The following is a 13556-nucleotide window of genomic DNA, read 5'->3' on the forward strand; positions in this document are numbered from 1 at the left end:
TATACAAAATGCCCATGTATCAATCAGCAATAACACTTATATTGCACCCCTTGCCGTTAAACGATAAATAAAAGCTTTTACAGCAAATTGCGGTAAAGCTAACATTCGCCGCCAACGCCAAGGTTCTTGATAAAGCCGATACAGCCATTCCAAGTTATTATTTCCTAACCAAGCCGGAGCGCGAGTTTTTGTCCCTGACCAAATATCGAAGCTACCACCAACACCAATCCAAATTGCTTCGGGACACAAATGGCGGTTTTGGGCAATCCATAACTCTTGACGTGGGACTCCCAAACCCACAAAAATTACTTGTGGCTGCAATTGGGTGAGCGTTTGTTTTAATTGCTCTTCTTCTTCAGGGGTATGGTAGCCAGAATGAGTACCGACTAAATTTAAGCTGGGAATTTGCTGTTGCCAAAATTCTGCCGCTTTTGCAACCACTTCCGGCGCTCCACCATAGAAAAAAAGTTTTGTCTGTGTCTGCTGTTGTCCCAGTTCTTGCAACAGGGTTTCTGCTAGCGAAATCCCCGGACAACGCTGCACTTTTTGCCAGAACAGCCATCGCAAATACAGCACGACTCCTGCGCCATCGGGAATTACTAGCTCGGCATTTTGAATTACTTCAGCCAGAGTGGGATTCCGTTCTGCCTGCATAGTCATTTCTGCATTTAGCGTAACTACATGAGTTCCTCTGCTGTGTTGCAGGCATTCCAGCAACCAGCCGGGATAGTTACTCATTACATGAACTGGTATTCCCAGTACCGAAAACACTTGAAGCGATTTAAACATAGCCCAATCTTGAATTAGACCCACACCAGATTCTCTCGAACGTTAGTCTATCAAATTTTTTCATTGAGCAAACAAGAATTATCTGATTGGGTAGAGATCAATTGAAAAATTACTTAGCTGAGATGATGTAATAGGCTACATTTATATTTTCTCTATAAAACAGTGTGTAATCAAAAAACTTGGTATTACATAAGTGTGATCAACTGGATTTTGAAGTTAAAGTAATGTAACCTGCGGAATTTGACTATGAGTAAGATTCGGATTGCCCTGATTGAAGATCATGACCTCACCCGTGTAGGTATTCGGACAGCTTTACTACAAAAGTCAGAAATTGAAGTTGTCGGAGAAGCTGCCAATGCGGCGGAAGGTCTAAAAATGTTAAAAAAGTTACAACCAGATATTGCCATTATTGATATTGGTTTACCAGATAAGGATGGGATTGAACTGACAAGGGAATTGAAAGCTCTGACTCATGGAGACGATTCAGCAACAAAGGTGCTAATTTTAACGCTTCGTGATAACAAAGAAGCAGTGCTGGCAGCTTTTGCAGCTGGGGCTGACTCTTACTGTATGAAGGATATCAAGTTTGATAATTTGATGGAAGCCGTGCGAGTCACTTACAATGGCAACGCTTGGATTGATCCAGCGATCGCCAGAATTGTGTTACAACAAGCACAACAAAATACCCCATTACGGGAAAATGTTACCACAGTTCATCAAAATATTTTACCAAACCCAGAATCTGAGGAGGAAGAAAATATTGCCGCTTACACCCTTACAGAAAGAGAGTTGGAAGTGTTACAGTTAATCGTTGAAGGTTGTAGCAATGCCGACATTGCCGAACGACTCTATATTACCGTTGGGACTGTGAAAACACACGTCAGAAATATTTTGAATAAATTATGTGCCGATGACCGCACCCAAGCGGCAGTCCGTGCTTTGCGTTCTGGATTAGTGGGATAAAGTTAAATTTGAGTGTAAAAATTATAAGAGAATTTAAACGCATCGATTAATTTATCGCGTTTGGCTAAAGCGTGAATGCTTACCGAGGGATAACTGCTCCCATGCTCCCATTGAAGTAAGAAATAAATGTCTAGACTTGTCTAGGTGTCAAGAAGTCAACTCCACCGCAGTGGAAAACAGAAAGTGAATTTATCACTTCCAAGTGGGTAACTTCTGTTGAGAAATTACTTGTTCATTTTTAGGTAAGAGGTGGGATAAAAATAGTCCAAGCTCGCCATTTTGGAATACCCAAATTTAAAGTCAAATATGACTGAAACAGCCATAGAAAAATTGAAGCTCATGGTAGTAGACGATGAGCAGGATAACTTAGATTTACTCTATCGTACTTTTAGGAGAGAGTTTCACGTATATAAAGCTCATGATGCCTTGACTGCGCTAGAAATTCTGGACAAAGAAGGCGAGATGGCTGTGATTATCTCGGATCAAAGAATGCCGGAAATGAACGGTACTGAGTTTCTGAGTCTCACAGTGGAGCGCTTTCCAGATACAATTCGGATTTTATTGACTGGTTTTACTGATGTTGAAGATTTGGTAGCGGCAATTAACTCCGGTCAAGTGTTCAAGTACATCACCAAGCCTTGGAGTCCTGAACAACTGAAAGTATTAGTTGAGCAAGCCACTGATACATATAGCCTAGTCAAGAAGCGTACCCGCGAGTTAAGTCGGGCTTTGCGGCGAGAATCTTTATTTAATGCGGTGACAACGGCAATTCGGGAATCCCTGGATTATGACAGTATGCTGCAAAAAATTGTTAGCACTATTGGACAGAAATTTGCTACTACTTGTTGTTTGCTCAGACCAGTGTCAAGCGATCGCTTGACACAAGAAGAATTTTGTTATCAAGACTCTAACTCCAGTTTACCTGATTCTGCCTACAACCCCAGTCTGTTAATTGAAAAAGTTCTGCAAACCCGCCATTATCAACTAACTCAAGATACCTATGACGGCCACCACTGTCAGCAGATGGTTGTACCACTTTCGTACCAACAGCATTTGCTCGCCGTCCTGGCTATCTACCAGTGGGGAAACGAGCAACTGTGGCAAGAAGAAGAAATCCAACTGATTGCAGGCGTAGCTGAACAAGCAGCTTTAGCTCTCTCCCAAGCAAAACTTTACCAGCGCCTCCAGGAAAAGCAAGCACAGCTGGGGACAGAATTGGAAGTTGCTCGCCAAATTCAAAACAATCTGCTGCGCCAAACCCTACCTGATATCCCAGATGCTAAGGTGCAAGCCTGTTGTTACCCAGCCCGTGAAGTAGGCGGGGATTTTTTTGAGGTGTTTGTCCATCCCAAGGGAGATTTATGGTTAGCCGTAGGTGATGTTTCCGGTAAGGGTGTCCCAGCTGCTTTATTCATGGCTAGTGCTATTTCAGTATTACGCCGGGAATTAGCTCAAGAAACACCAGCCGAACCCAATGTAGTGTTACATAACCTCAACAACGCTCTTTGTGATGACTTGATTGGCAACAATTGTTTCATTACCCTGACTTTAGCTCGTTATACTCCTACCACCAAAGAACTGGTTTATGCTAATGCCGGTCACATCTATCCCTTAGTTTGGTCACATCAAAACACTGTAGCCGTTAACCCTAATTATCTCAAAGTGCGCGGCATTCCTTTGGGAATCTTACCTAAGTGGCAGGCACAGTCTGGGCGCTTAACTCTCGCTCCAGGAGATACCTTGCTGCTCGCTAGTGATGGGATTACCGAAGCTATGGTATCAAACCAACTATTAAATCCCGAAAAAACCGAGGATAGCGGCCAGCTAATTAGCCGTTCTATGCTCAATCAAGAAGGACTTTGGCAACTCTTACAAAGAGAACCCCAACCTCTTTCTCTTCACAATTTACTAGCGCGCATTCAGGCAGATAACCACGTTCAAGAAGATGATCAAACTATACTCTCACTGGAGGTTTTTTAGGTAATGAAAAGTGAGCTTCATGTACCAAGTGACCTGAACTATTTAAATATCGTTGAAAGCTGGTTACTAGGATGCTTAAAAATCCATCTTAAAGAATCAGTAGATTGGTCAAGGCAATCAAGTCGTTTGCGGCTAGCTTTAGTCGAAGCATATTCAAATGTAGTCCGTCATGCCCACAAAGAACAGCCTAGTTTACCGATTCTACTGCGTTTGGAATTGAAAAACCGAGATATTGCCATAGAAATTTGGGACTATGGCGAAGGCTTTGATATGTCTACCTACTTTCCACCTAACCCTACAGATAAACAGGAAGGCGGTTATGGATGGCTAATTATGAATCGTCTGATGGATAATGTGGAATATCAATTACAAGTTGATGGTGCAAATTGTCTCAAGTTAGAAGCTACTCTTCCAGAACTAATTAGTTGAATTGCTAATTTTGAATGCCCCGATTGCCCATTGGCAGACTTTGTAAGTGTTCTCTACGCTAACTTACGAAGAAATCTGTTAATTGCCGACTTTCCAGTAGTGCTGTTAGCGCAACGGGGCGATTGCCATTATATATAGCAGGGGGGCAGGGAGCAGGGAGCAGGGGGGCAGGCTTAAAACTCCTTAATTACAAGGGTTTTATGATCCATTTTTGTCCTAACCACCTTGGCGGGTGCTATAATACCTACTCAAAATTATTGATGAGTGTCGTTTATTTCCGGCTTCACTCTGGTCATGTCGACATTTTCAAGCCCCCATACCCGAATATCGTTTTAATCCCGCACGCCACAGCAGACGATTTGCACCCAAAAATAAAAATATCCAACCCACAAGTGCTAAAAATCCGCGCCCTAAATCAACAGGTAGCCCCACCAAAAGACTAACTGGGAAATTAATTAAATAAGGAAAAGGCGTAAACATGACTATTGTTCGCACAGTCTCAGGAAACATATCTAAAGGAGCAATTAACCCGGACAAAAATAAATAAAACAACAGCCAAAAAGTTTCCAAAGCGCTAGCACGTTCTGTCCAAAAGGCAAACAGACCAAAGGTATACTGAATTATAAACCTTAAGACAAAAGCTAACGTCACCGCTAACCCAAACAGCAAAAACTGTCCTAAATTCGGCAACCAAATAGCTTGGGGATAGAGGATAAAAAACAAGACAAGTAATAGCAATATAAACGGTATGCGAGCAACTCTTTCTGAAACATGACCCGCCACGTGATGCCATACTGGGTCTATGGGTTGTAATAACCGGAATGACAACTTACCCTCTATGACTTCCTTTTCAAAATCCCAAATTACCCAAACTACTGTAAGTTGCCTAACAAAAAAAACTGTGATAAAGTAACGGGCAAAATCCACAGGTGTTAAACCAAATTGCCCACCTTGCGCCGCCTGTATCCAAACACCCATGAGAATAATTGGCAAAGCCCCGGATAAAACCCATAAAATCAGTTCTGCTCGATACTCAACCATATAGGCGTAGTAAACAGAAAGAAAGGTCAAGATTTTCCTAATAATTTTTTTCAAACTACACCCGCCTGAAAAACTCTGCCAATTACTTCTTCTATGGGCGGCTCAGTCACTGTTAGGTCAATTACTTCTAAATCATTCAAAATCTGAGATACTGTGCGTGTCAACGCCTCTTGCTGTACCATAAAACTGACTGCACGCCCCTCTAAGAGTTTGACATCACCATAAAGCATGAGTTTTTCTCTTGGTAGCGGTTGGGCTAACTCAAGATGAATTTCCCGGTAAGGAGCGAAATTTTGCAGCAGTCCATCCAGACTACCGTCATACATCAGATTTCCCTGGTGAATCAACAGCACACGCTCACATAAGGCAGTAATATCAGCCATGTAATGGCTAGTTAATAATACTGTGGCTTGATAACGCCGATTATACTCGCGCAAAAAATCGCGCACTGCTACCTGTGCATTGACATCTAGTCCTAGTGTCGGTTCATCCAGAAATAAGACATGAGGATGATGCAAAAGTGCTGCTAAAAGTTCGGCTTTCATCCGTTCACCTAAAGACAATTTCCGCACTGGTTGGGTAAGCTTACCTTCGAGAGTCAGCATCTGGGTTAATTCCCCGACTCGTTTTTGAAATTCCTTGTTAGAGATGTTGTAAACAGCAGCATTAATTTTCAAAGAATCTAGTGCTGGTAAGTCCCAAAGTAATTGCTGTTTCTGCCCCATTACCAAGGTAATTTTTTGCAAAAATGCTTCTTGGCGAAGAAATGGCACGTGTCCGGCTACTGTGACAGTACCATCAGAAGGATGAATCAGCCCTGTGAGCATTTTCAGAGTGGTGGTTTTACCAGCACCATTTGGCCCCAAAAAACCCACTATTTCACCAGGTGCAATTTCAAAAGAAACATCCTGTACTGCTTTAATTGAACGGTAGCTACGCCGGAAAAAGTGGGTGAGCGTGCCTTTTATACCTGGTTCTTTAACAGCAACTGGGTAAAATTTACTCAGATTTTTAACAGTGATGGCTGACATATTTCTTAAATATAAACTACAAATAAACACTGATGCATATCAAGGATTTATCTGTGTTGATGATTGCTATAACTGGGAATTACCCAGTCAATATAGCATTACCTAGTCTACTGAGTTACGGATTTATCTGTGTTTATCTGTGTTTATCTGTGGTCGAATAATTCTTGTAATACCTATTCAAGTGGGAATTACCCAGTTAATAAACACAAGGGTTACTTTAAACGCCCAGACCGCAAAATACTAAAAACTAGCCACAAACCTAATAAACTAGCAGCAGCAAAGAGGACACTACTTAAAAAGGAGAGTTGAGTGGTTTGGGCTTTGGTGGAAATAACGGCGGCTCCCATAATTAGAGAACCTACCAAAATACTAAAAGATAATCTGTTAGCCGCATCATCCAAAGTCCGCCGCATACCATCTAAACCACCCAGGGAAAGATTCCACTGTAAGGTTTCGGATGTAACTCGATCTAATAAAAGTTCAAGTTGCCGGGGAGATTGTAATGATAAACTTTTAATATCTAGGGCAGTTCTTAAAAGCGATCGCACTGGATTATCGCCTAATAATTGCCGCCGAAACAAGTCTGTAATTAATGGCTGGATTTCATCAAATAAATTCACCTCTGGGTTGAATGCACGGGCTACCCCTTCTAAGTTTGCCAGAGTTTTGGCATATAACCCCATATTACTGGGTAAGCGGATTTTATTATTCCGGGCGACTTGCAAAATTTCATAAATTACCTGACTGAAATTCATTTCACCCAAGTTGACATTATGATACTTCCGCAACATCCGATCATAATCATTTTCTAACCGGGACAAAATCACCGGCTGAGAAGAATCTGCTAGCTGTAAAGTTAATTGAGCGCAGCGCCCCGCATCTAAATCAATGATTGCCAAGAGCATTTCTGTTAATATCTGCTGGGTGCGGGGATCAAGCCTGCCCACCATGCCACAGTCTAAAAGGGCAATGCGACCATCTGCAAGATAAAATAAATTACCAGGATGGGGGTCAGCATGAAAAAAGCCATCAATATAGAGTTGCTGGAAAAAAGCTCGAAATAACAAAGTAGTGATTTCTTGGCGTTGTGTATGAGCAGTTTTACCGTTTTCAATGCTGACCAAATTCGCTGACAGCAACGGTACTCCATCCAGCCATTCCATGACCATTAACTTCTGGGTGGTTAAGTCCCAGAAAATTTCTGCCACTACCAGTTGTGTGGGGTCAAACCAGCGACTACGCGATAAATTACCTCGCAGCTCGTCTGTAAAACCGGCTTCGAGTGTAAAATCTAACTCGTCTTCTAAAGCCTTAGTAAATTCTTCAGCGACGGATTTAATTTCGTAGGTTTGCCCAAAATCTGTCCGCGCGACTAAATCAGCAATTCCTTGAATTAAAGCAATATCTTGAGCAACGGTCAGATCAATTCCCGGACGTTGCACTTTCAAAGCTACTTCTCGACCATCTACCAATGTGGCTCGATGAGTCTGAGCGATTGATCCCGCCGCTACGGGGACAGGATTAAGTACACTGAAAGTTTCTTCCAGGGGGCGTTTTAACTGCTTGCGAATGAATACTTCTACCTCTGACCAAGGAACTGGGGGTACTTCGTCTTGGAGGGTGGAAAGTTCCTCAATGTAGGCGGCGTTCAGTAAGTCTGGACGGGTAGAAAGTAGCTGACCTAGTTTGACATACACTGGTCCCAAATCCACCAAGATATTCTTTAAAACCGCAGGTGTGGGTAGCTGGGGTTCATCGGCTTTACCACCAGTGAGTAGCCTTCGCATATAGTCCCAGCCATTGCGGAGGACTACTTCGATAATTTCTCTTTGACGAGGAACAGTTTGGGTGAGGAACATTGTCGGGAGGTGGGGAGATGAGGGGGATGAGGTATAGCAAAAGTCAAAAGTCAAAAGTCAAAAGTCAAAGACTCGCTGTGACTGGGTTTTAGGCTTTTGCCATGTCCTAACAACCTTGGCGGTTGCTATAGGTGGGGAGAAAGTAGGGAATAGAGAAGAATTTGCTGTGTCCTCTAGTTTCTGGTCTTATTCCCTAATCCCTGGTCTGGAAAACAGACATTTTAGTTATAATAGAGGCAACAAATCTTAAACCTCTGCTCAGGGTTTTAACTCTTACAGCTTAACAGTTACAACAGTTCAGTAAATCGGGGATCATTTGCGAGGGTTTGGAGAATCTGCTTAATTTCTTGACTACGGTCTTTATTGATTACAAGAGTGACGTTGCGATCGCGCACAATCACCACATCCTCTAAACCAATAGTAACAATGACATCTTCTGAATTAGTAGCATAAACAATCGATCCCTGCGTATCTAATCCCACATGGGTAGCGAGTTCTACATTGGGATTCTCTGGTTTTTTTAGTAAGCGCTCCAGTGCATTCCAATCTCCTAAATCATCCCAACCAAATTCAACTGGCAAGACGTATGCTAAATTTGTCTTTTCCATGAGTGCATAGTCTATACTCTGTTTAAGCAACTGAGGATATATATCAGGGCCTCGTTGTTCTAAGGGTTCGATAATTTCTGGCGCATGGGTATATAGTTCCTTGAGAACAACCCCAGCCCGAAACACGAACATTCCACTATTCCAGCTAAAACGCCCCGTAGATAAAAAAGTTTCTGCTGTTTCACGGTTGGGCTTTTCAGTAAAACGGTTGACGTGATAGGCTGGCAAATCATTAAATCTACCAATCTTTTCGCCTTGTTCGATGTAGCCGTAACCAGTTGATGGGAAAGTAGGCTTGATCCCCAAAGTGACAATTGCCTCTGTGCTTGCCGCTAACTGGGTAGCAGCATCTAAGGTGCGTTGAAACGCTTCTTGGTCAGCTATCCAGTGGTCAGAGGGAAAAAAGCCGATGATAGCGTCTTCTGTGTAACGCTTCTTAATTTCCAAACTTGCCCAAGCAACAGCTGCGGCAGTGTCTCGCCCTTGTGACTCAATTAATAAATTTTGAGATGGCAGTTCAGGTAGTTGTTGTCTCACACCTGCGGCTATCTGACTAGAAGTAATGACCCAGAGGTTATTCCAACCGCTTGCAACTGTGATAAGTCTATCGGCAGTTGCTTGTAATAGACTTCTAGAGCTACCATCAAGACTTAAAAATTGTTTGGGTCGGTCTTTGCGACTCAGGGGCCAAAAACGCTCACCTTTGCCACCGGCAAGAATTACAGGGAACAGTAAATTACTCATGTTGTCATACAGACTTAGCTCAGATAACTATCAGTGTACAGTGAGCTTTTGCACTGGCAAGATTTGTGGCTGCGATTAACATACCTTTAGGGAGTGGTTGAGTGGGGAGATAATTTGTGATTAAACAATTTCAATGGTCAGAAAATCAGGTGCCGTCTCAAGAAGTACCAGAGTTAGAACTAGAGGAAAAACCTCAACAAATACCGTGGGCTGAAAATGAGCTAGGCATTCAACAGCCATCATCAAGTATGGAGATAGTACCTCATGAGCCAGGAACTATTTCCCGTAGTGTTGTTGAGTCTGTGGGTGCAATTCCCAACGAGCTTTACGATAGGTTAGGCTTGACCATGCCTCGATGGCTACTGTGGATATTGACAGTAGTCCTGAGCATAGTATTTTCTGGTTTGCTGGTTTCGACTGTGGCGCTGTGGACTCCACTGTGGAGCAATCTGGAGCGAACAGATGAAGAATTAGGATTTTCTGGCAAAGATGAGCAGAAAGTTCCATTGCCGGGGGAATTATGGGGTAATATCTCCCAGTATAAACTATCACGACCCATGAATATTTTGATTATGGGAGTTGATCCCATTCAAGGTACTGTTGATGGCTCACCGGAAAGTTTTGCTGGAACCAGTGATACCATGCTGCTGGTCAGGCTCAACCCCAGTAATAAAACTATGCGGGTACTGTCAATCCCCAGGGATACGATGATTGCTATCCCCGAAAAGGGATTAACCAAGGTATCTGATGCTAATGCTCAAGGCGGCCCAGTTTTGGCTGCACGGGTAGTTAGCCGGACTTTAAACAATGCCCCTATTCATCGCTATATCCGGATTTCTACGAGTGGTTTAAGGCAGTTAGTTGATCAATTGGGTGGGGTTGATGTTTTTGTACCCCAAGAAATGCAATCTCAAGACACCAGTCGTCAGTTATCGATTAATTTGGTCAGTGGTTGGCAAACTCTTGACGGTGAACAAGCAGAAAAGTTTGCCCGCTTCCGTGAGCCAGGACTAGGGGATCTACCAAGGGTACAACGACAGCAATCCCTCATGAAAGCGTTACTCCAACGTCTTAATAGTCCGACTGTGTTACCCAGATTACCGCAATTAACTCGCCTGATGCGGAAATATTTTGACACAAATCTCAAAATAGAAGAAATGATGGCTTTAGTAAATTATTCGGTGAACCTGGAACGGGATAATTTCCAAATGACCATTTTGCCTGGTACTTTCAGCCGATTTAGTCAAGATCCCAATAGTTATTGGCTGAATCTCAATGGACAACAGAGTCTGTTGAATAATTATGTTGGGGTAGATGTACCTGGTTTGAAGGCAGATTTACGTCCAGTTCATCACCTCAAAATTGCTATTCAAAATGCTTCTAATCAACCTCAGCTAACAGAAAAAGTTATTCACTATCTCAAACAAAAAGGGTTTAAAAATGTTTATGCGGTGTCGGCTTGGCCTGATACCCAAAGGGACACTCAGATTCTCGTCCAAAAAGGCGATCGCGCTACAGGACTTGAACTACATAAATTCATCGGCTTGGGTAAAATTGACGTGTCGGCAACGGGGGATTTAGAATCTGATCTGACAATTCGTATTGGTCAAGATTGGAAATAGTCATTGGTCATTAGTCATTAGTCATTGGTCATTGGTCATTGGTCATTAGTCATTGGTCATAGACAGTCACTCATGTTACTGGCTGATAAATATAGTCGTGATTATCAGCCTAATAACGCACAACTTGATCAAGAAATGGTATTAAACTATTGGCTAATGATGATCAATAAAGTTTGTCAAGTTATGAAAAAGTTTTTACTGCGATTATTAAGTTTGCTTGTGATTGTGGTTTTGGCTGGGTTATGGGTGATTATCAATCCTCAACCGGCTTTTGCTCAAATTAATACCATCAATTACAGCAATGCTAGTCTCCAGAATCGTGATTTTTCTAACACTGATTTAGCTGGGGGAACTTTTGTGGCGGCGGAAATGCGGGGGGCAAATTTTCAAGGCGCAAATTTAAAAAATGCCATTCTGACTAAGGGTGTTTTACTCAATGCTAATTTGGAAAATGCCAACCTTGAAGGCGCTTTAGTTGACCGTGTAACTATGGATGGGGCAAATTTAAAAAATGCGATTTTTACGGAAGCGACTATGACCCGGAGTCGTTTTTTTGATGCGGACATTACTGGGGCGGATTTTACGGATGCTTTGATTGACCGCTATCAAGTGGCTTTAATGTGCGATCGCGCTGCTGGCATAAATTCAGTTACCGGGGTGGCTACACGGGATAGCTTGGGATGTCGGTAAAAGAGGCAGGGGGGCAGGGAGCAGGGAGCAGGGGGCAGGGGGGAAGATTTTGGGCTAGTAACACCATCTTTCTTTGCGCCCTTTGCGCCTTTGCGGTTCGTTTCCATCATCTTTGCTATTACATTACCTGGGAATTGAAACGTCTACGAATTACGAATTACGAATTAGTTAAAATTAGTGACAAAAGAAGATCCGAAACCCGCTCGTTCTTTTGCGGGAATTGCTGGCATTGTAGCGGCAGCGACATTAATTAGTAAAGTATTTGGTTTAGTCCGACAGCAAGCGATCGCAGCTGCTTTTGGTGTGGGTGCTGCGGCGACTGCTTATAGTTACGCTTATATTATCCCTGGTTTTCTCTTAATTTTACTAGGTGGTGTGAATGGACCATTACACAGTGCGGTGGTTAGTGTTTTAGCCAAGCGCCCACGGGAAGAAGGCGCGCCACTGGTAGAAACAGTCACAACTCTGGTGGGTGGATTACTGTTACTGGTGACGGTTGCTCAGATTTTCTTTGCTGATACAATTATTGATATTGTTGGTTATGGCTTAGAACCGACTACAAGAGCGATCGCCATTCAACAAATCCGCATCATGGCCCCAATGGCTTTATTTGCAGGTTTAATTGGCATTGGTTTTGGCACTCTCAACGCCGCTAATCAATATTGGTTACTTTCAATCAGTCCCTTATTATCCAGTATTACTGTAATTGCTGGGATTGCCATCTTAACAGGGCAACTAGGTAAAGATATTATCAAGCCAGAATACGCCTTCATTGGTGGTATGGTCTTAGCTTGGGGAACCCTAGCCGGTGCGATTCTCCAGTGGGTGGTACAGCTAATTGTGCAGTGGCGCTTAGGACTAGGTACATTACGCCTGCGGTTTGATTTTAAATCTCCTGGCGTGCAAGAAGTTATTAAAATCATGACACCGGCGACAATTTCCTCTGGAATGATGCCCATTAATGTCGCCACCGACCTATATTTTGCTAGTCCGATCCCCGGTGCGGCTGCTGGTTTTAACTATGCCAATCTCCTGGTACAGACTCCTTTAGGAATTATTTCTAATATTATTTTACTGCCTTTATTACCAATGTTTGCCAAATTGGCTGATCCAGAACATTGGCCAGACCTGAAATTACGGATTCGCCAGGGAATTTTACTCACCGCCGTGACGATGCTACCTTTAGGGGCGCTGATGATCGTGTTATCCGTGCCAATTGTGCAGATAGTATATGAACGGGGTGCTTTCAAACAAGAGGCTACACAGTTGGTTTCATCCCTGCTGATTGCTTACGGAATTGGGATGTTTGTTTATTTAGGGCGTGATGTTTTAGTACGGGTGTTTTACGCCTTGGGCGATGGACAGACACCTTTTCGCATTAGTATTTTTAACATTTTCCTCAACGCTGGACTAGATGCAATTTTGGTGAAACCCTTTGGCGCGACTGGTATTGTGTTAGCAACAGTAGGCGTAAATTGCAGTTCGATATTAATGCTGTTATGGTTACTTGACCGTAAACTCAATGGTTTACCTTGGCGTGAGTGGAGTTTGCCAATTTTGGGTTTGACTGGGGGTAGTGTGGTCGCTGGGTTAGCCAGTTTTGGGACTTTGGTCAGTTTGCAGCAATTGCTAGGAACCCAGGGGTTAATTATTCAACTGTTGCAGTTGTGTATATCAGGATTCGTGGGGATTTCGGTATTTGCCATCATTGTTTCATTTCTGAAAATACCAGAGGTGAATACCTTTGTGGTGCGGATGCGTCAGCGATTTTTAAACAGATAAGTGTGTGGAGTGTGTCAC

Annotated in this window: 11 protein-coding genes; 6 read left to right on the forward strand and 5 right to left on the reverse strand. The window is 43.0% G+C overall.

What is annotated here, in order from left to right; all coding sequences use genetic code 11:
* Positions 1–36: 36 nt before the first annotated feature.
* Positions 37–789 (reverse strand): WecB/TagA/CpsF family glycosyltransferase, encoded by a 753-nt coding sequence (locus NSP_RS05265; RefSeq protein WP_044482805.1) that lies wholly within the window; start codon positions 787–789, stop codon positions 37–39.
* A 246-nt stretch (positions 790–1035) separates the two neighbouring features.
* On the opposite strand from NSP_RS05265, the gene NSP_RS05270 reads away from it, so the two are divergent.
* From NSP_RS05270 to NSP_RS05280, 3 genes are all read left to right on the forward strand, one after another.
* The gene (locus tag NSP_RS05270; protein WP_006194918.1) at positions 1036–1752 is read left to right on the forward strand and encodes a response regulator transcription factor; all 717 of its coding nucleotides are present in this window, start codon (positions 1036–1038) and stop codon (positions 1750–1752) included.
* Positions 1753–2058: 306 nt separating this feature from the next.
* Positions 2059–3732: a SpoIIE family protein phosphatase gene (locus NSP_RS05275; RefSeq protein ID WP_006194919.1), complete on the forward strand. Its 1674-nt coding sequence runs from the start codon at positions 2059–2061 to the stop codon at positions 3730–3732.
* A 3-nt stretch (positions 3733–3735) separates the two neighbouring features.
* Positions 3736–4161: an ATP-binding protein gene (locus NSP_RS05280; RefSeq protein WP_006194920.1), complete on the forward strand. Its 426-nt coding sequence runs from the start codon at positions 3736–3738 to the stop codon at positions 4159–4161.
* 306 nt (positions 4162–4467) lie between these two features.
* On the opposite strand, the gene NSP_RS05285 is transcribed toward NSP_RS05280, so the two are convergent.
* The 4 genes from NSP_RS05285 to NSP_RS05300 form a co-directional block, all read right to left on the reverse strand.
* The gene (locus NSP_RS05285; RefSeq protein WP_006194921.1) at positions 4468–5202 is read right to left on the reverse strand and encodes an ABC transporter permease; all 735 of its coding nucleotides are present in this window, start codon (positions 5200–5202) and stop codon (positions 4468–4470) included.
* A gap of 50 nt (positions 5203–5252) precedes the next feature.
* Positions 5253–6233 (reverse strand): ABC transporter ATP-binding protein, encoded by a 981-nt coding sequence (locus tag NSP_RS05290; protein ID WP_006194922.1) that lies wholly within the window; start codon positions 6231–6233, stop codon positions 5253–5255.
* A 212-nt stretch (positions 6234–6445) separates the two neighbouring features.
* The gene (locus tag NSP_RS05295) at positions 6446–8092 is read right to left on the reverse strand and encodes an ABC1 kinase family protein (RefSeq protein ID WP_006194923.1); all 1647 of its coding nucleotides are present in this window, start codon (positions 8090–8092) and stop codon (positions 6446–6448) included.
* Between the two features lie 287 nt (positions 8093–8379).
* Positions 8380–9444, reverse strand: a complete 1065-nt coding sequence (locus NSP_RS05300; protein ID WP_006194924.1) for a mannose-1-phosphate guanylyltransferase — start codon at positions 9442–9444, stop codon at positions 8380–8382.
* A 116-nt stretch (positions 9445–9560) separates the two neighbouring features.
* Between NSP_RS05300 and NSP_RS05305 the strand changes: the two genes are divergently transcribed.
* The 3 genes from NSP_RS05305 to murJ all read left to right on the forward strand — a co-directional run bounded on the left by NSP_RS05305 (position 9561) and on the right by murJ (position 13538).
* A complete protein-coding gene (locus tag NSP_RS05305) occupies positions 9561–11066 on the forward strand; it encodes an LCP family protein (protein ID WP_006194925.1) in 1506 nt (501 codons plus the stop codon).
* A gap of 183 nt (positions 11067–11249) precedes the next feature.
* The gene (locus NSP_RS05310) at positions 11250–11756 is read left to right on the forward strand and encodes a pentapeptide repeat-containing protein (RefSeq protein ID WP_042201771.1); all 507 of its coding nucleotides are present in this window, start codon (positions 11250–11252) and stop codon (positions 11754–11756) included.
* Between the two features lie 177 nt (positions 11757–11933).
* Complete coding sequence (gene murJ / locus NSP_RS05315) at positions 11934–13538, forward strand: murein biosynthesis integral membrane protein MurJ (protein ID WP_006194927.1); 1605 nt, start codon at positions 11934–11936, stop codon at positions 13536–13538.
* Positions 13539–13556: the final 18 nt, after the last annotated feature.

It is taken from the genome of Nodularia spumigena CCY9414 (assembly GCF_000340565.2).
Taxonomy (GTDB): Bacteria; Cyanobacteriota; Cyanobacteriia; order Cyanobacteriales; family Nostocaceae; genus Nodularia; species Nodularia spumigena.